This window comes from Eisenbergiella porci (assembly GCF_009696275.1).
GTDB lineage: Bacteria > Bacillota > Clostridia > Lachnospirales > Lachnospiraceae > Eisenbergiella > Eisenbergiella porci.
In genome coordinates this window covers 35,516-53,415 of sequence record NZ_VUMI01000040.1, presented here as the reverse complement: position 1 = coordinate 53,415, position 17,900 = coordinate 35,516, and the positions used below count along the sequence as shown (strand labels likewise).

17 protein-coding genes, 4 pseudogenes and 1 riboswitch are annotated in these 17,900 nt (G+C 44.5%); of the genes and pseudogenes, 19 read left to right on the top strand and 2 right to left on the bottom strand.

Features of this window, described 5'->3' with window-relative positions:
* Positions 1-205: 205 nt before the first annotated feature.
* From FYJ45_RS20515 to FYJ45_RS20475, 9 genes and pseudogenes are all read left to right on the top strand, one after another.
* Positions 206-445, top strand: a pseudogene (locus FYJ45_RS20515) (ATP-binding protein); the annotation flags it as partial.
* A gap of 127 nt (positions 446-572) precedes the next feature.
* A complete protein-coding gene (locus FYJ45_RS20510; protein ID WP_154467027.1) occupies positions 573-1,499 on the top strand; it encodes an ABC transporter ATP-binding protein in 927 nt (308 codons plus the stop codon).
* Positions 1,492-2,301 carry an ABC transporter permease gene (locus tag FYJ45_RS20505; protein ID WP_154467026.1) on the top strand — a complete coding sequence of 270 codons (810 nt, stop codon included), beginning with the start codon at positions 1,492-1,494 and terminating at the stop codon, positions 2,299-2,301. Before FYJ45_RS20510 ends, FYJ45_RS20505 begins: the two co-directional genes overlap by 8 nt.
* A gap of 5 nt (positions 2,302-2,306) precedes the next feature.
* Positions 2,307-3,080 (top strand): ABC transporter permease, encoded by a 774-nt coding sequence (locus FYJ45_RS20500; RefSeq protein ID WP_154467025.1) that lies wholly within the window; start codon positions 2,307-2,309, stop codon positions 3,078-3,080.
* A gap of 470 nt (positions 3,081-3,550) precedes the next feature.
* A pseudogene (locus FYJ45_RS31885) lies at positions 3,551-3,974 on the top strand (RNA polymerase sigma factor).
* Positions 3,955-4,212, top strand: a complete 258-nt coding sequence (locus tag FYJ45_RS20490) for a helix-turn-helix domain-containing protein (RefSeq protein WP_154467024.1) — start codon at positions 3,955-3,957, stop codon at positions 4,210-4,212. Before FYJ45_RS31885 ends, FYJ45_RS20490 begins: the two are co-directional and overlap by 20 nt.
* A gap of 150 nt (positions 4,213-4,362) precedes the next feature.
* The gene (locus FYJ45_RS20485) at positions 4,363-4,560 is read left to right on the top strand and encodes an excisionase (RefSeq protein ID WP_321170274.1); all 198 of its coding nucleotides are present in this window, start codon (positions 4,363-4,365) and stop codon (positions 4,558-4,560) included.
* Positions 4,561-4,623: 63 nt separating this feature from the next.
* A pseudogene (locus FYJ45_RS20480) lies at positions 4,624-5,835 on the top strand (tyrosine-type recombinase/integrase).
* Positions 5,836-6,044: 209 nt separating this feature from the next.
* On the top strand, positions 6,045-6,629 hold the full coding sequence (locus FYJ45_RS20475; protein ID WP_154467023.1) for a hypothetical protein: 585 nt from the start codon (positions 6,045-6,047) through the stop codon (positions 6,627-6,629).
* A 361-nt stretch (positions 6,630-6,990) separates the two neighbouring features.
* On the opposite strand, the gene FYJ45_RS30920 is transcribed toward FYJ45_RS20475, so the two are convergent.
* Both FYJ45_RS30920 and FYJ45_RS29740 read right to left on the bottom strand, forming a co-directional pair.
* Positions 6,991-8,193: a hypothetical protein gene (locus FYJ45_RS30920; RefSeq protein WP_321170273.1), complete on the bottom strand. Its 1,203-nt coding sequence runs from the start codon at positions 8,191-8,193 to the stop codon at positions 6,991-6,993.
* Between the two features lie 243 nt (positions 8,194-8,436).
* Positions 8,437-8,721 carry a hypothetical protein gene (locus FYJ45_RS29740; RefSeq protein ID WP_207708440.1) on the bottom strand — a complete coding sequence of 95 codons (285 nt, stop codon included), beginning with the start codon at positions 8,719-8,721 and terminating at the stop codon, positions 8,437-8,439.
* Positions 8,722-8,924: 203 nt separating this feature from the next.
* On the opposite strand from FYJ45_RS29740, the gene FYJ45_RS20465 reads away from it, so the two are divergent.
* The 10 genes and pseudogenes from FYJ45_RS20465 to FYJ45_RS20405 all read left to right on the top strand — a co-directional run bounded on the left by FYJ45_RS20465 (position 8,925) and on the right by FYJ45_RS20405 (position 17,676).
* Positions 8,925-9,125 (top strand): hypothetical protein, encoded by a 201-nt coding sequence (locus tag FYJ45_RS20465; protein WP_195841911.1) that lies wholly within the window; start codon positions 8,925-8,927, stop codon positions 9,123-9,125.
* Positions 9,116-9,508, top strand: a pseudogene (locus FYJ45_RS32800) (relaxase/mobilization nuclease domain-containing protein); the annotation flags it as partial. The gene FYJ45_RS20465 and the pseudogene FYJ45_RS32800, both read left to right, overlap by 10 nt.
* A gap of 186 nt (positions 9,509-9,694) precedes the next feature.
* Complete coding sequence (locus tag FYJ45_RS20455) at positions 9,695-10,261, top strand: tyrosine-type recombinase/integrase (RefSeq protein WP_235930919.1); 567 nt, start codon at positions 9,695-9,697, stop codon at positions 10,259-10,261.
* A gap of 951 nt (positions 10,262-11,212) precedes the next feature.
* Complete coding sequence (locus tag FYJ45_RS20440; RefSeq protein WP_235930918.1) at positions 11,213-11,443, top strand: DUF4318 domain-containing protein; 231 nt, start codon at positions 11,213-11,215, stop codon at positions 11,441-11,443.
* A gap of 357 nt (positions 11,444-11,800) precedes the next feature.
* Positions 11,801-13,561 carry an ABC transporter permease subunit gene (locus tag FYJ45_RS31880; protein WP_276892745.1) on the top strand — a complete coding sequence of 587 codons (1,761 nt, stop codon included), beginning with the start codon at positions 11,801-11,803 and terminating at the stop codon, positions 13,559-13,561.
* Between the two features lie 135 nt (positions 13,562-13,696).
* Positions 13,697-13,896: riboswitch (cobalamin riboswitch) on the top strand.
* 307 nt (positions 13,897-14,203) lie between these two features.
* The gene (cbiQ, locus tag FYJ45_RS20425; protein ID WP_154467020.1) at positions 14,204-14,965 is read left to right on the top strand and encodes a cobalt ECF transporter T component CbiQ; all 762 of its coding nucleotides are present in this window, start codon (positions 14,204-14,206) and stop codon (positions 14,963-14,965) included.
* Between the two features lie 8 nt (positions 14,966-14,973).
* Positions 14,974-15,831: an energy-coupling factor ABC transporter ATP-binding protein gene (locus tag FYJ45_RS20420; RefSeq protein WP_154467019.1), complete on the top strand. Its 858-nt coding sequence runs from the start codon at positions 14,974-14,976 to the stop codon at positions 15,829-15,831.
* Positions 15,828-16,577 carry an energy-coupling factor ABC transporter permease gene (locus FYJ45_RS20415; RefSeq protein ID WP_154467018.1) on the top strand — a complete coding sequence of 250 codons (750 nt, stop codon included), beginning with the start codon at positions 15,828-15,830 and terminating at the stop codon, positions 16,575-16,577. The genes FYJ45_RS20420 and FYJ45_RS20415 overlap by 4 nt, the downstream gene beginning before the upstream one ends.
* Positions 16,578-16,741: 164 nt before the next feature.
* A complete protein-coding gene (locus FYJ45_RS20410; RefSeq protein WP_035324267.1) occupies positions 16,742-17,047 on the top strand; it encodes an energy-coupling factor ABC transporter substrate-binding protein in 306 nt (101 codons plus the stop codon).
* 233 nt (positions 17,048-17,280) lie between these two features.
* Positions 17,281-17,676: a TlpA disulfide reductase family protein gene (locus FYJ45_RS20405; protein WP_235930917.1), complete on the top strand. Its 396-nt coding sequence runs from the start codon at positions 17,281-17,283 to the stop codon at positions 17,674-17,676.
* The last annotated feature ends 224 nt before the right edge of the window (positions 17,677-17,900 follow it).

The following is a 17,900-nucleotide window of genomic DNA, read 5'->3' as shown; positions in this document are numbered from 1 at the left end:
TATCCCTGATGCTCCTTTCCTGCTTTTGTTCTAAACGTCGCATCAGGATCGGAAGGATTCTGCAACATACCGGAATGAAATCCCCCATCCTCCTTTGTACGGAGACGGCGAACTGCTTCATCTACAACGGTCTGTTCTGAAAGACAACGAATCAAAAGCTGATATTCTGTGACATCATCATAATCTGATCCACAGACAGACAGCAAAGCAGGAAAAAAATATGCAAATCCGATTAGCAGATAATGGAATAGGGATTGAAAAAGAAGATTTGAAGCATATTTTTGAACGGCTCTATAAATGCGATAAGGGACGGTCTGAAAAAGGCAGCGGTCTTGGGCTTTCTATCGCACACCAACTTGTAGAAAAGATGAACGGCACAATAACAGCAAATAGCATACAGGGAAAAGGAACGGAATTTACTTTACTTTTTCCCTTAGCAAATTAAGGTTCTCCCGTCCTTATGACGGGAGCCTTAATTATTTGGGGGGAGAAATATTTCAAATTGCAAGGTTAATGCAAGGTTGCGACAAGGTTGATGTGATAGAATATTTTACAGAACAGGAGGTTTGAATATGAGCAAAAATTATATTATTGAAACAAAAAATCTTACAAAGCAGTACGGCTCACAAAAGAGTGTCGTTGACTTAAATATTCATGTGCAGAAAGGGAGAATTTATGGGCTGCTTGGAAGAAACGGAGCCGGAAAAACGACCACTATGAAAATGCTGCTCGGATTAACAAAGCCAACTTCCGGCGAAGTTAAAATATGGGGAAAGCCTTTGCAAGGGAACGAAAAGAAATTGTTGCCCCGTATCGGTAGTCTGATTGAGTCCCCTGGCTTTTATCCTAATCTGACTGCTACGGAAAATTTGCGTATCTTTGCAACATTACGGGGCGTACCAAACAGCCACGCAATCAAAGACACTTTAGATTTGGTCGGATTGCCTTATAAGGACAAGAAACTATTTTCCCAGTATTCTCTTGGTATGAAACAACGGCTTGCGATTGCACTTGCTGTTATGCACGACCCGGAACTTTTGATTTTAGATGAACCTATCAATGGGCTTGACCCGATTGGAATTGCAGAGGCTCGTTCTTTTATTCGTGAACTTTGTGACGCGAAAGGAAAAACAATTTTAATTTCCAGCCATATTCTTTCAGAAATTTCGCTATTGGCTGATGATATTGGAATTATCGACCATGGCGCACTACTGGAAGAAGAAAGTCTTGCGGAACTGGAACAAAAAAGCAGTAAACATATCCGATTTACTCTTTCTGATACCGCACAGGCTGCAAGAATTTTAGAGCGTACTTTCCATGAGAGCCGTTTCTCTATACAGGATGACCACAATTTACGCTTGCATAATCTTGATTTGTCCGTAGGAAAAATTGTGACTGCTTTTGTAGAAAATGGATTGGAGGTATCAGAAGCTCATACCTGCGAAGAAAGTCTTGAAGATTACTTCAAGCGAGTGACGGGAGGCGAGGGAATTGCTTAAACTGATTAAGTGTGAATTTTGGAAATTAAAGCGAAAAAGACTGTTGTATGCACTGATGTCATTATCGTTATTTTTTCCGTTGATTTTGGCATATATGGCAAAGGCGGGAACAGGTGCAGATACAACAGAACATTATCTTCAAACCCGATTTGATTATGTTTATACAATGATGTTGGGATATGGCTTAGTTTTCTTGCTCCCATGTCTAATTGGTATTATTGCCGCTATTTTGTTTTTTATAGAAAGAGATTGCGATACTTCCAAAAACCTCAGAACAATTCCTGTTACAAATACACAGCTCATTATGGCGAAAATTTCTATGCTCTTTATTTTCAGCATTGCATTTTGTCTGACAAGCACATTATCTGTCGCATTGTTCTCTAAACTGTTTCATGTAGGAATGGTTTATGGTATGGCTTATAAGATATATATGAGCCTTATTTTTGGAGTTCTTATTGTAGCAGCTTCTTTGCCGATTGTAGTTTTAATTATTTACTTTAACAAAAGTTTTTTGCTTTCTATCCTGCTTGCATTTTTTTATTCTATTTTTAACTGGGGCTTAATGGGAACAATTGGGACATCTATAAGTGCTGCAAAAATTTCTTTCTTAAATTCTTTCCCAGTTATGTGTGTTATGAACTGGACAAGCGGCTTAATGATGGATAATTTGCAAAAAGATAATCTTTTGCCGGAAGCCTATGCGATTGTACCAACCACTTGCCATACAATTTTTATTATGGCAATTACAGTTATACTTTCTTTGTGGCTGATAATTCGCTTTTATAAAAAATGGACGAGGTAAAAGATATGAGAAATATAATAAAAACTGAATTTTTAAAATTAAAGCGGTATTCCGTAATAAAAGCCGGAATTATTATGACAACACTTTCTCCGTTGCTGTCGCTGTTTTATTCTACAGCTAACGGTGGACAGACATGGACGTTTGACTATTTTATGCAACAGGTTATGATTAGTAACTGTACCTTGTTTTTTCCGATTATCATTGCATTGATAGCAGGTTATATTATAACAAGGGAATATACAGACGATACGATGAAGAATATATCAACAATTCCTATTCCATATAAACAGTTGCTTTCTGGAAAATTACTTGTTTTATTGTTGTTGACAATCATCTTTAGCCTTATCGGTTGTGTGATAGCATTAGTAATCAACATTATTGCTGGATTTACGGGAGTGCATTTTGGCAATCTGTTTAATATGTTTATTCGTATTACTGGGGCGAATATAGGGATTTATATTTCAGTCTTGCCGATTATTTTGCTGTTTTGTTGTTCGGCAAATAATTTTTTAGGTGGGGTTGCACTAGCTTTTGTGTACGGGTATTTCGGAACTTTTGAAGGAACACTGTTAAATTATTATCCGATTAAAGCAAGCATGATTTTAGTAGACCCTACTTGTAGTGCGGAATATGGTTATACTTATCACATTTTCCCTGCTTTCATCACAATAGTTTTGACTTTCTTGATTTCTGTAATTATTCTTGCAAATAAAAAGAAAGAACCCAGCACACTGACTGTTGTTAAAAAGAAAAAAACTGTTAGAAAAAAGGGGTGGTAAATAATTTGCTTAACAGTACCTGCCGAACGACGGCAAAAGAAAAAAAGCCGCCGTAAAGCAGACACATTTCCACGCGCCTATGAAGCGGCGGCTTTGATTTTCAGAGCCGCCGCTTCTTTTTGTCTACGCTGCTAAATTAACGACAACCTATAACATAAATTAACGGCATTTAGGAGGGACTATGGGAATTTCTTTGCTGCTATATAGCATACATAGATTACATTCATTAAAAAAAGTACAGTTTCCCCACCGGGTAAGTTTGGCTATGAATATGAACTATCAATACATCTAAATACTGTTTATTATTCCTTTGCGCCTGTCCGCGCCTTTTTGCGGGCAAGCGCATTTTGCATTTTACAGAAGATTTTTCAAATAAATTTTCCTATTCGTCCGGCGTTTGAAAAAGTTGCCTGTATTATCACGCGAAAAGGGGAGGTACTACCGCCTTTCGGCAGAAAGGAGGTGATTACATGGAACCTAATCGCAGAGAATTTCAGAAGCAATGTGCCTTTCAAAGTTTCTGTAAACGGGTGCTGCACAACGAAGCCTGCAACGCCCATGATGAAATCCGGCGACGCAGGAAACGGGAAGTTTCTTTTTGTGACCTTGCCTTGCATGAGGAACGGCAGCTTTACACTACGGATAAGTATTTTCAAGCTAAAACAGCCGAACCGACTTATCAGATATAACCCCGAAGCTATTGCTTGAAGCAATTCGCACCCTGCCGGAGGAAAAGAGAACCGCTATACTTCTGTACTATTTCGAGGGCATGACTGACGTGGAAATCAGATGTTCAATACGTCGCGCAGCACGATACAGTACAGACGGACAAGCTCTTTTGAACTGTTAAAGAAATATTTGGAGGAACACGCAGATGAATGGAACGAATGGTAATCAAAACGACTACCCGGAAAATGCCCTTGTTCCCTATCCCGTTATTTTGGCGGCGAGCAAAGGCGACCCGGACGCTATGAAAATGGTCTTGCAGCATTTCAGCGGCTACATAGCAAGTCTTTCTATGCGGAAGTTCTACGACGAGCGCGGCAATGTCTATTATGGCGTTGACGAGGATATTCGGGAACGGCTGCAAGCAAGACTGATGAGGGCTATCCTCACTTTTCGGGCTGAATAATCTATGCGATATTGGAACGTTTCTTCCCCCTTTTCCGTTCCATACCGCATGACCGCCCCTTGCTCTTTGACAAAGAAAGCGACGCAATAGAACGGCGACGCAGCATAAGGCAAATCGGATACGTTCCTTTTGTGCCGAGCCATACGGCGGGTGCGCCATGACCTTTCCCCTACTGGAAAAGCGAACGAGAACCACCACGCCGCAAAATATTTTCGTATCGGAGAAAGCAAGCTGCGAAAACTGGCAGAAGAAAATCCCGTCCCGGACTGGGTAATGATGAATGGAAACCGTATTCAGATTAAGCGGAAGCAATTTGAAAAAATGATTGATACGGTGGACGCAATCTGATAGTGAAATCGAGCCTTGAATGTGGTACAATGTAGTCAAGCATATCACAAGGCTCTTTCCATTATGGAAAGGAGCATAACGAAGTCGGAAAAAAGACGGGATAATAAAAATCGTATTCTCCGCACCGGAGAGAGCCAGAGAAAAGACGGAAGATATGCCTACAAATATATAGATACCTTTGGAAAACCGCAGTTTGTTTATTCTTGAAAGTTAGTACCTACGGACAAAACCCCGGCAGGAAAGCGCGACGATATAGCGTTGAGAGAAAAAGAGAAAGAAATCCAAAAAGACCTTGACGACGGTATCGACCATATCGGAAAGAAAATGACGGTCTGCCAACTCTACGCAAAGCAGATACGCCACCGGGCAAATGTGCGGCATGGTACAAAACAGGGGCGAAAACAGCTCATGCGGATTTTGCAGGAGGATAAACTTGGAGCCTGCCGGATTGAAAATGTAAAGCTCTCCGACGCAAAGGAATGGGCGTTACGCATGAAAGAAAAAGGTTATGGCTTCAAAACTATCAACAACCACAAGCGTTCCTTAAAGGCTGCTTTTTACACAGCCATACAGGACGATTGTATTCGCAAAAATCCATTTGACTTCCAGTTGAACACCGTCCTTGAAGATGATACGGAACCAAAGGAACCTCTATCCCCTACGCAGGAAGCGGCTTTCCTATCCTTTGTGCAGCATGATAAAGTCTATCAGAAATACTACGACGAGATTATCATACTGTTAGGGACAGGGCTTCGCATTTCGGAACTCTGCGGACTGACGGAAGCTGACATTGACTTAGACAAACAGCTTATCCATGTAGACCACCAACTTTTGAAGATTGCAGATGTGGGCTACTATGTGGAAACGCCTAAGACGAAAAGCGGCAACCGGGTTATTCCTATGAGTGAAAAAGTGTTGGAAGCATTTCAGCGGGTGCTGAACAAACGGAAATATGCACAGCCCGTTATTTTGGAGGGCTACACAAAGTTTCTGTTCCTTAACCGGAACGGCTTGCCAAAAGTGGCAGTCAATTATGAAAGTATGTTCCGGGGGCTTGTAAGGAAATACAATAAAACGCAAAAGGTAGCATTGCCAAAGGTAATGACACCGCACACCTTACGCCACACATTCTGCACCACGTTAGCAAATGCAGGAATGAACCCAAAGGCATTGCAGTATATCATGGGACATTCCAACATCAATATGACGCTGAACTATTACGCACACACAACTTCCGAAACGTCAATAACAGAAATGAAGCGGCTGATTGCATAAGAAGTAAACGGAGAATTTACTACTCCACATACTACTTTTGAACACCAAAACATACGGGGATATAAGAAGATTTGAGAATATCTTCCATAACGAAAAATGCCGGAAAAGCCTGTAACAATAGGCTATACCGGCATATAAGAACTTTTGAAAAGATAGTCAAAAATTACTTTGTGATTTTATCTACACAATTTTATGGAGGGACAAACATTATGAAAAAGCGATTTAAAAACATTTTAATAAAAACCAGAAAGAAAAATGGATTTTCATTGTTGGTATGCGTTGTCAGTATAACCCTGGTTTTGGGAACGTTAGTAGGCTGTTCCATTACGGAACCGGATTCCAACGAACCATTAGCTACAACGAATAAATCTATTCCAAATGAAACTAACAATGATTTGCCATCTATTCCACCAGAAACAAAACAGGCAGATACTAAAGAACCTAATAGCACGGTAAGTAAAGAAGAAACTTTATCGGCAGACGGACAGCAAATTAAAGGTATAGTAGAAGAATTTGCAGTGGCATACTTTAGCGGCGATAAAGAAAGCATTCAGAATTATTTAGCAACTCCCTATGAATGGGATATAGATATTTACGGGGGTGCTGCCGATACGGTAAGTAACATGTCGATTAAAGGATTAACGGAAATAGGCGAGAATGATACTGGGAATGTATGCGTTGTTTCTTTGGAGTATAAAAGTAGTCCGGAAAGTGATATGTTCCAATACTTGACTATCGAATTGATTAAGCAGTCTAATGGTTGGAAAATACAGTTTTATGGGATAGAGGGTTAAACATTCAAAAAAAGCAAACCCAGCCGGAGCAGTCGACGGTCAAGATGAACGGGAACTGACGCACCGTCGTTGACAGCCCCGCCTGTTTCCGCTGATGGGTAATCAAGGGAGCAGTAGCCTAAAATGCTGCCACTCCCATCCATTATGAACAGATGCGTTGGAAATTGTCATATCTATGATGTAATAATTTCGACAGTATGAAATAAAAATGCAAATCTTAACGTTACGGTATGGGGAGTACAAAAATGGCAGGAGAACAAGTTGTTAAATTATGCTAGCTGCTTGGATTGGACGGAGAAGCAACATTAGGCACTTATAAATGATTTTCTACGCAAAATGGCAGAATTTTGCCAAAGCAAGATTAAGATGTCAGTGCTGGAACCAGAATAAGGTTATTTTCAGTTAAACCAGCTGCTATGATTTCCTTTCCAAGAGCTGTGATCAGATATTTACGTTCCTTTTCTTTCTGCGGACGACTGACTTCAGCCAGCTTTTTTCTTCCGCTACTGTGGTCATCGAAGGAAGAAATGAATTCCAGATATCGATAGTTTGCAGATTTCATAATTGTGAACAACTGGTACAGACTGTAGATGCTCTTTTTCAGCGGAGCTTTCTGCACACTACTGGAACCATCCTGGTGATTGACTTCCCGTTCAACACGGAAAGTACCGATGTCATTGCAGGTAGATTCAATCCGCAGGACATGTCCGAACTTATCATACATTTTGATTGATACATCACCCATATGGTGTTTGATTCTCGTGCCGAGAATTCGTTGATTGTAATTGGTCCCGATTTCCTTGATACAGTTATAGGTGATTCGTTGTCCAAGGAACGTGGCGATATTATCCGGTTTTACTGTAAAGATAGCAGTGCGGATGATTTCATCATAAAGTGGTTCGAGATATTCCGGTTTCTGAAACATGACGTCTGTTGCGCATTCAATCTGCTGGACGGTCCATGTATAGCCAAGACCAAGAGAGCCAGGAACAGGACTATAGCGTTTGGCAAAGACATCAAGAATCTTATGGAGATCTTCTGGATTGATGCGGTCAGAAAGTTTCTGTGCAGTTTCCGTATCAGAAATTTCAAGGAACGCATTGTCATGCATCCTATAAGTGATTTGCTTTTTGTCTAGCTTGTGGGCAAGTAGATTGTGCCCGTTCATATAAAACTGAAGGCGGAAAGGCGGCCAGGTAGGAACACGAAGATAACAAAGACCAAGTTCTCTGTCGATAAAGTAAAAGTAATAGTGAAGACATTTGCTTTGGTCAAATTTAAGGAATGTTTTGCCGGTTATTATATCGTGCCAGGGTTTATAGGTATTGCAGCGTTCCATGGCAGAAAAGATATGAATTAGTCCTTCCGTTTTCCCGGTTTGAGAAATAATTTTCTGGATGCGGTCATCTTTTCGGAAAGCATGAAATTTTCGGATGAACTCGATTTCAATTCCGTTGTCACAGGCAATCTGTTCCGCATTTTCCCGGACTTGCTCTGTAAGGGGCTGGGAGAAACTGGGATAGTCAAAAATACGGAAATTATTTAGTTTCATATAGGTTGTCATAGCTTCAGCATGAAACCCCCCTTTTTCTTTAGAATAGCATAAAGGGGAGAAAATAAAAATAACTTTTTCCGGTTTATCCGGGTTAGGGGACAAACAAATTGCCTATAAGCTGTATGATGAAAATGGTAACTTGCTTAATGAATGTGGGGAGCTTGAAGCCGCCGTATACAGATATTTCGTAGAAGAATGATTTTTTAAATATAACATTGTCAATCTTACAAGAATACAACAGAATACATATTTTCAGGGACAGTCGAAAATCGGCTGTCTTTTTCTTTTTTCCAAAAGAGGGCGCAACAGCCTAAAACTGAATACCGACCAGGCGGCAATGCCACAGATTTTTTGAAATCCGTGGCGTTTTTTTCGCCCATTTTTGGCAAGCGGCTGCCCAAACCGGGCGTGCTTGCCGTAGTAGTGATGAAAAAGAAAAAATGCGTTTGGCATTTTCTGTTTCCGTCCGTGGAAGAAAGCAAAACCACAGCGGGCAGGACGAGCTGCCGCAATCGCTATGTTTGAGAAAGCAGCCACCCCGCCCCTTATAGATTGCCGCAAAGTGAGCCGCAGAGGAAAGCGTCAGTTTCTTAGAGCAAGTTTCTACCACAGTACCAAAATTCGCTTACTGCTCATTTTGCCCCTGCGGGAAACTTGTTGGGGAGTGCTTTCCCCAAACCCTGCTATGCGGCTTGCGCCGCCCATTACCGCTGCATTCCTGCGGCAACAGAAAGGAGGTCTTGCACCATGCGAAAGAAATACAACACGCCCCACCGCCGCGCGCTGAAAAGTATCTTACCTTTGAGCATGACGAGTTTACCATGAAGCCCACCCTTGACGCAGACGGGCGGCTGATACCGAGGGCAGACTACCGCATTTCCTCTCTGAATTGTGGCGGGGAGGATTTTGCCGTTGCCTGCATGCGCTCCAATCCGGGCTGAAAGGGCTGGAAGCCGCTATCCGGGAGAAAAAGGAGTTGCAGCGCAACCTCTTGAACTACATCGGCACCAAGCCCGCCCGTGACGGTCTGAAAGCGTAGAAATAGGAGAAAGCCCGGAACGCCTACCGGGAACAGCACCAGAGCGATTTTATCATGGCGGACGCAGCCGCCCGGTATTTTAGGGAGCATGGCATTTCCAAGCAGTCAGCCAGCAAAGCCTTACAACGGGAGATTGAGCAGCTTACCGTCCAGAAGAACGCCGGATATAACAACTACCTGGAAAAGCGTGAGCGTGTCCGGGAGCTTCAGACGATCAAGGGCAATCTCGACCAGATTTTGCGCCGGGAGCCGAGCCAGCAGAAAAAGCAGGAACAGGAGCGTTAAAGACCGCCCCGAAATGATACCGAAACCTTACAAATCATGCCGCTGATACTTTCGCTACCTGCAATCCGGCTAAGGATAAAAACGCCGCTCCATGACAAGATTGGCCATTACTTTTTATCTGCTGTAACTGAAACAGGCTGTTTGAAGCCACAGGAAATGGATGCTCAAAGTATAGGGGCCGCCTGCTTGAGAATCAGTAGCAAGTGGTATCTCCCACATATCCGGACTTTCCTCCGGTATGCTTATCATTCCGGATATACCGGCAGGGATTATAGCGGTGTAGTCCCTCTGTTTAAAAGGCCGCAGCCGTACCCCTCTGTTTACACGGCAGGGGAAATCCTGAAGATTGAAAACAGCGTTGACCAGGATTCCCCGCATGGGAAGCGTGACTACGCTGCCTTGCTCCTTGCGTCACGCCTTGGAATCAGGAGCGGCGATATTTCATCCATGACGTTCGGGAAACTGGATTTTTCAAAGGATTTAATCCTGCTCACACAGCATAAAACCGGCGTTGCCATTGAACTTCCCATGGTTCCCGATATAAAGGCTGCTTTAAAACGATATTTACAGGAAGAACGTGCCGGCTATGACAGCCCGTATGTGTTCTTGCGCATTGTCCCGCCTTACAGTCACATCTCTGTTCAGACAATCACTAAGATTGTAAAGACTGCCATTGCGGCAGCCGGGATTGACCCTGACGGGCGCAAACAGGGGCCGCATGCTTTCTCTCATCCCTTACAAGCTCTATGGTAAATGACAACATCCCTTATGAAGTGGTAAGGAAAACTCATACAGACCAGAATGCCTTTTTATGCCGGGCTGCCCCAAAACATCAGACAGTTATGTCCCTTACATCTTTTCGGACGAGGAAATACAGACCCTTCTGGTCTGCGCTGACCGTTGGGCTGAGACACATACAAACCCGAAAACCCGTCAGACAGACATGGAGTAACCGAGGGTATATTCAAAAAAGAACCTGATTGCGGCAGTGTAACAGTTGATTGTGGCAGCTTTTTTGTTTTCCACGTCTTTCATATGGAAAATGAATTTCCGGATATCAGCATAGGTGATGCGCATGGCATCCTTTCCTATTTTTTAAAGCCATATCCTCTTTGAGCTTTAACAGATACATTTCATTCATCAGTATTTCCTCCTAGTATTCTGAATATCAAATCACCAAATGTTCAGAATAAGGATGGGCGGGGAATGGCAATAAAATAAGTTGTTGTCTGAAAGCCAGGCTTGTGTTAATATCGTCATAGGCAGTGGTATTTGTTTTTTTGTGGTGATTAAACAATACAACTTTTTCCTAGAGTAGTCCACTGTTTTTATTATTTATGCAGATTTCATACTTCGGTAAAATGTAGATCAAGCCATCGCGCAGCGATTTTGTTCAATGCGCCCTATCCCAGAACTCGGATAGGGCGCAACTATACACCGGTCGAGCCGGTGCGTTGCGCCCTGCCGGGGGCTTTCTGCGTAAAGCGGATGATTGCCAGCACACTTGCGGCTGATTCCAATCATCACAGGGGACGCTACGCTTCCCCTGCGCTGGCTGCCGCCAGCTACCCCATGTAGATGAATCACGTCTGCGGTGGACATCGCTACTCAGAAATTTACAGTTTAGCTATTCAAAATAAACAACAGAAATGGTATAATATCAATAATAACGAATCGAGATACGTTCAGGAAGGAGTGATATTAATGCTTAGTATGTTCAAAAAAGCTTTTTGGGTTCCATATGACGAGAGTGATACCTATCCTACTGTGGCAAAAGCGCACCAAGCAATTTCCAAGTATTGTGAAGAAAACGGTTATCCGTACTCTTTTAATGGTGATGACGAAGTTGCAATAAACGGCAAGCTCTATGAAATATATAGGGGCTATGAAAGCGGAAGCCGTGGCAATTACGGAATTAAGTGCAGAGAAAAGTAAATCCCTAGAATTCTGTTGATAATTAATCCGATATGTCAATCTGCATGACTTTGGAATGTCCCGATTTGAATTCGTGAATTGAATACCGGCCGCCCACCGGCGGCACCATCAAGCAGGAAATCAGAAACAGTTTCCTGCTTTTCTTTTGCCTAAAATTAACCACAGGAAGGAGGAAGCCGTTATGCCCTGTCCCCACCACGATATAAAAATCGTCCAGCGCAGCAGCCGCCAGTCAGCCGTAGCTCCAGCTGTTATACAACCTTCCAGGAAACAGCGACTACTACAGGCGGTTTCGACGCCGTATTTTCAGCTAATGATTGTTATCCAGGTATCTTTTTGAAGGATGAGAACGGAAATGTGACTTATGGAACGGATAGCGCGGCAACGAGAGCAACCCTGAAACGTCTGGCCGACTGGTATCAAAAGGGATATATCGATCAGGAAATGGATACAAGGGATTCTACAATCGAACTGATTAATTCCGGAAAGGTCGGAATGTTTTTTGGAGCCTGGTGGGTATCCAGTTACGGCATCGGGGATGCATACAGAAATGATCCCACGGCGAACTGGCAGGCATATCCCATTTTTACGGATGATAATAAATATTATGTAAAGGCAGGCTCTGCCACCACTGGCTATTGTGTAATCAATAAAAATGCTTCTGCGGATGTGGCGAAAGCGGTTATTATTATGGCTAACGTATTGCTCAGAGACGAGAGCAAGTTTGATGTATCTGAGCAGCCCTTGAATTTCTGGCCGGTAAGAATGCTGATGGCTCCAGCGGATGAGTGTGAATATACCTATCACGAATTGATTAACGTACTGGATGGAAAAACTTCTCCCGAGGATTATCAGGGTATTTCCAGTGCATACAAGCTGCTGGCCAACGATGTTTCCGTGGTAAAGGATGTTGTTCCAGGCTATGAGAGTGGAAAACAGCTTTCTATTGAGGACTTCAGCATGGAGAACTTCGGTAATTTCCAGAGAATGTATTCCCTGCTTATCGGTGACAGGCCGTATGCTACCACGACTGTTGACAAGAAGAGCCGTAGCTGTGTTTTCAGCCAGACACCAACTATGGAGAGCAAATGGTCCAACCTTCTGTCTATGGAAAAGGAAATGGTTATGAAGGTAATCACTGGAAAATCCGTAAACGTAATTGTACCTCTTGCTTTTGCACTTCTTCTGAATGAAATAAGAGAAATGAAATTTAAGAAGATCGTTCAGACGGTGGCTTATCTGCCCCATTTCCTTTCATGGGTTATTCTGGCGAGTATTTTTCTGGAGCTGTTCAGCTTTCAGGGAGCTTTTAATGCGATAGTATCGGCTTTTGGTGTGGAGCCTAAGATTTGGTTCGCAGAAGAAAAATATTTCAGGCAGCTGGTTATTTTTTCTGATGTATGGAAAGAATTCGGATATAATGCGGTTATTTATCTGGCGGCCTTAACAGGTGTCAGCCAGGATCTGTATGAAGCTGCGGCCACAGACGGTTGCAGCAGGCTGAAGGCTGTATGGCATATTACGCTGCCGGGAATTGCGCCGACGATCGTCGTGGTAGCTGTCCTGGGATTAGGAAATGTTCTGAATGCGGGCTTTGATCAGGTGTTTAACCTGTACAGCCCACTGGTCTATTCCACGGGAGATATTCTGGATAATACAGCTATATGGATTCACAGGAATTCCTGCCGGAACAGGAGATTGCACCTGAGGTGGGGGCTATTACCTGTGGTGCAGGCTGCCGGAGGGGCTGCCTGCGGATCTGCTCGCCACCCAGGCGGCGCAAAACGGCGTTGCCGTCCTTCCGGGAACGCCCTTCTATCTGCCGGGACAGAAGGGGGAAAATTATATCCGGCTGAACTACACCTTCCCTCCCAGAAACAGAATTGCGGAGGGGATCAGGGTTTTATGCGAGGTTATCAGGAAGCTGACGGTATCGGAGTGGATCCTTGGAAGGAGTTTGGCAGCATAGGCCTTACCGATGTGCATCCGCATTTTGTTACGGGACTGATCCGGGGATATTTTGGCGGGGAACCTCCGTTGCAATTTTGGAAGCTGCTTTTATCTGGCTGTGGGCGCGGTTATTATGGTGCCCTGGGCATATTATTTGCAGAAGGATGAGCTTCCATATGCTGTGAAGGATGTTTTGCGGTGGTTTGATAATTTCAGGAGGGATGTGCCTGAGTGGTTTTGCTCGGAGCGGCTGTAATCTCAAAATGTCATTGCTAAATTTTACAAGGAATGATATACTGATGGAAATTAGAAGTAAAAAGGTGCCTGATGCGGTTTTAGCTGCAGTTCAGGATAATAGGGAACCGGGTGGGAATCCCGGACGATCCCGTCGCTGTATACGCGGAGCATTTTTTTCAGCCGGAAGGCGGTCACTGTGGAAATGGGAAGACGAGAAAATGTGAGGATGCGCAAGTCAGAAGACCTGCCTTTTTATTTGTGTTTATAGGGACTGCGATGGACAGGAACTTATAAAATAAGCCCCTTTGAGGGCCTTATTTTTGTTGCCTGTTTGTGCGCACAGTCCGATTGTGTACAAGCGGGTTTTTTTATTCCCTAGGAAAGTACTCCTATGGAATAAAAAACGCTCCGCGAGGATCGCACTGCGGCGGAAAGGAATTATGTCGCTAAAGCGACCCGCCGCAGGCGGAGAATCTCGCAGGCGAGATTCTTTTTTATGCTCAAAAGAGGCTGCGATTCAGGCGGCACATTCATTTGCGCCGGGCCGGATCGCGGACATACAGGGAATGCGGGATGAAAATAGATTATTATGCATATCGTTCAGGAATGCGCTGCTGGAATGCAGGGCTGAAAATGTTTCTTGCGGTCATGGCGCTTTGCCTGGTAATAGCCTTTGATAAGCCGGCGGTTTCCATTTACGTGATACTCACCATGGGAGCTATTACGCTGATGATAGGGAAAATACCATGGAAGGTCTACATACATTTTATGACGGTGCCTCTTGCCTTTATGGTTTTCAGCGGCGCGGCGATTGCCGTGGAATTTGGCCGCGCGCCTTTGGGAGACTGGAATCTTGCGGCCTATTTTTTCTGGATATGCCTTTATAAGGAAAACCTGATTCTGGCAGGGAGGGTGTTCCTGAAGGCAATGGCCGGAATGAGCGCTTTATATATGATGTCCCTTGCCACGCCGGTCAGCGAACTGGTTCTGGTGCTTCAGAGGCTTCACCTTCCGCGTCTGCTGGTTGAACTGATGAACCTGATATACAGATATATTTTTATCCTGATAGATGTCTCGGAGCAAATGCAGATCGCAGCGAAGGCGCGGCTGGGCTGCCATTCCTTTCGCCAGTCATGCAAAAGCTTTGCCCTGATAGCGGGGAACCTGTTTCTTGTATCGTTACAAAAAGCGAATGCTTATTACGATGCCCTGCTGTCAAGAGGATACGATGGGAAGCTGGAATTTTTATCGGAAGTAAATCCGCCTGCGGGAGGACAGCTTGTTTTTACCGGGCTTTACCTGATTGTCCTTTTGGGTATCGCGGTCATTGTGTAGGAGAGCATATGGAAAATGAAGTATTGCTGCAGGTAAAGGGACTGTCCTTTACCTACGGGGAGGAACCGGTTTTAAAAGAGGTGAATCTCATAATCAGGCGCGGTGAGAGAATTGCGGTTATGGGGTCGAACGGAGCGGGAAAATCCACCTTTTTCCTGAATCTGAATGGAGTATTGAAGCCTGATGCCGGGGAAATCCTTCTTTGTGGAAGCAAAATAGGGAAAAAAGAGCTGAACCTGCTGCGCAAAAAAGTAGGTTTTGTATTCCAGGATGCGGACAGCCAGATTATCGCGGCGAATGTACGGGCGGAAATTTCCTTCGGGCCCATGAATCTGGGCCTGGAACGCAGTGAGGTAATACGCAGGGTGGATGCTGCAGTTTCCTATCTTGGCCTGGAAGAGCTGCAGCAGCGTGCGCCGCATTATCTGAGCGGAGGGGAAAAGAAACAGGTCAGCATTGCCGATATTCTGGCGATGGAGCCTGAGCTGCTCATATTTGACGAGCCGATGGCTGCGCTGGATCCTATGAACGCGCAGAGGGTGGAGGATATTCTGGGTAAGCTTCATGAGGATGGAAAAACTCTGCTGGTTGCAACACATGATGTGGATTTCGCCTGGCATTTTGCAGACAGGATTCTTGTTTTCTGCGACGGAATGCTGATTGGAGACGGAACGCCGGCTGAAATATTTTCCCGGAAGGAAATGATGGAAAGGGCCCATTTAAAAAAGCCATCCATTATGGAGGTCTGGGACGCACTGATTCAAAATGAACTAGTGGCGGATCGAAAGGGATATCCGTCCACCCCGCAACAGGCGGCGGAATGGATCGCTGCCTGTAAAAATGAGAGAGGAGATTCAAAAGAATGACAGAGAAACAAAAGAAAATTCTGAAGCTGAGCATTGCATTTTCCGTTGCCTTTGCGGTATATCCAACGGTCAATGCCATGCATATTATGGAGGGCTACCTTCCGGTCGGCTACTGCATCGCCTGGGGCGTTGTCTGCCTGCCGTTCCTGGTAAAAGGTTTTTTTACCATACGCAGGCTGTTTCAGGAAAACAGAAAGGCAATCACTATGCTGGCCATGGCGGGCGCATACATATTTGTCCTGTCCGCACTTAAAATTCCTTCCGTCACAGGAAGCTGTTCCCATATGACGGGGACCGGCCTGGGCGCAATCCTTTTCGGCCCCAGCACCGTCAGCATACTGGGCATTATTGTTTTGCTGTTCCAGGCGATTCTGCTTGCGCATGGGGGACTGACAACGCTGGGAGCCAATACCTTTTCCATGGCGATTGCAGGGCCGTTCGTTACTTATGGAATTTATCTGCTGTGCAAAAAATGTAAGGTGAACAGGATGGCCGGGATTTTCCTCGCCGCTTTCTTCGGGGATCTTTTTACCTATTGTGTAACGAGTGTACAGCTTGCGCTGGCATATCCCAGCACGCAGGGAGGCGTATTTGCATCCGCCCTGGAATTTCTCGGCGTGTTTGCACCGACCCAGCTGCCGCTGGCCGTTGTTGAAGGCCTGCTGACCGTACTGATTATGATGGCGCTGGAAAACTATGCGAAGCCGGAATTAAAGGCAATCGGTTTTATGAAGGCCGGTAAATAATAGAACAGAGGCAGCTGTGAAGGAACGTGCAGTTACGGGCAGAGATTGCTTTGATGCCGCAGGCTTTCCCTGCGGTATACAGGAGGCAAAAGTTTGAAAGTTCCTTCAAACTACTTATTAATGCAGTATCGCAGGCCTGCCTGCGGTATGAAAGGGGTAAATCCATGAAAAAAGAAGCAAAAACAGCAATAATACTGATAGTTCTGGTGGTACTGATTGTGGTGGTGCCGCTGTTTGCCAGGAAAGGAGCGGAATTTGGCGGCTCCGACGACGCGGGGAGCCAGAAGATAGAGGAGATTGCCGGGGAATATGAGCCTTGGTTCACGCCTGTCTTTGAAACTGCCCTGAACGGGGAAATCCCGGGCGAGGTTGAAAGCCTTTTATTCTGCGTCCAGACCGGGATCGGAGTGGGGATAATTGCATTCCTGATGGGACGGATGGTGGAGCGGAAAAAGTGGTGTAAGGAATAAGGCGGAACAGGATTCCTGCGCAGGCAGGCTGGTGAAGACACCGGCCTGTCTATTTTTTTGAATTTTAATGAAATATTGTACAGCTTTTATTGCGGCCATGCCGGGAGAACATACCGCAGGATGCGGCAGTTCTTCCGGCTTTTTTATGCTTTGCAACATTACAAAAATGTAATTCAAATGTAATGTAAGTAAATTGTTTGTGTTTTAACAGAATGCTAGACTAAGGTCATCACATGAGAAAACACACAATCATAGAACAAGAGAAAAGGAGAGAATGTTATGAAAAAAATCATATCATCGGGATAATCGTTGCAGCGGCGGTTATGATATGCGCCGGATGTGCAGGAGGAAAAAGCGGCACAGTTCTCCAGGATACATTTTCCAACCTGGATACGGTGGATTTTGAAGGCAATGAAGTGACGGCTGCCGTATTTAAGGAAAACGACCTGACCCTGATTAATACCTGGGCTACCTGGTGCGGCCCCTGTGTGGGAGAGCTTCCGGAATTAAACGAACTGTCGCAGGAGCTGAAAGCGGAAGGCGTAAAAGTAGGAATTAAGGGGCTGGTAATAAACTGGCAAAATCGGCAGTCAGCAGGCAGGCGGGATATCCCACAACCTACTTCGTAGACAGCGAAGGAATGCTGGTGGGCGAACCTGTGACAGGTTCCGAGGATAAGGAAGGCTGTAGATGAGTATATAAAGAAAGCCTCCGCACCTGGATGGACTGGGTGTAAGTAATTTTGGGCCTCCACAAATTAAAAAAATAATTAGCACTCACCTCTTGACATTGCTAATAATGCGTGTTATATTACAAATAGAACAAAGGAAAGGACAAAGATACAAAAAGCAAT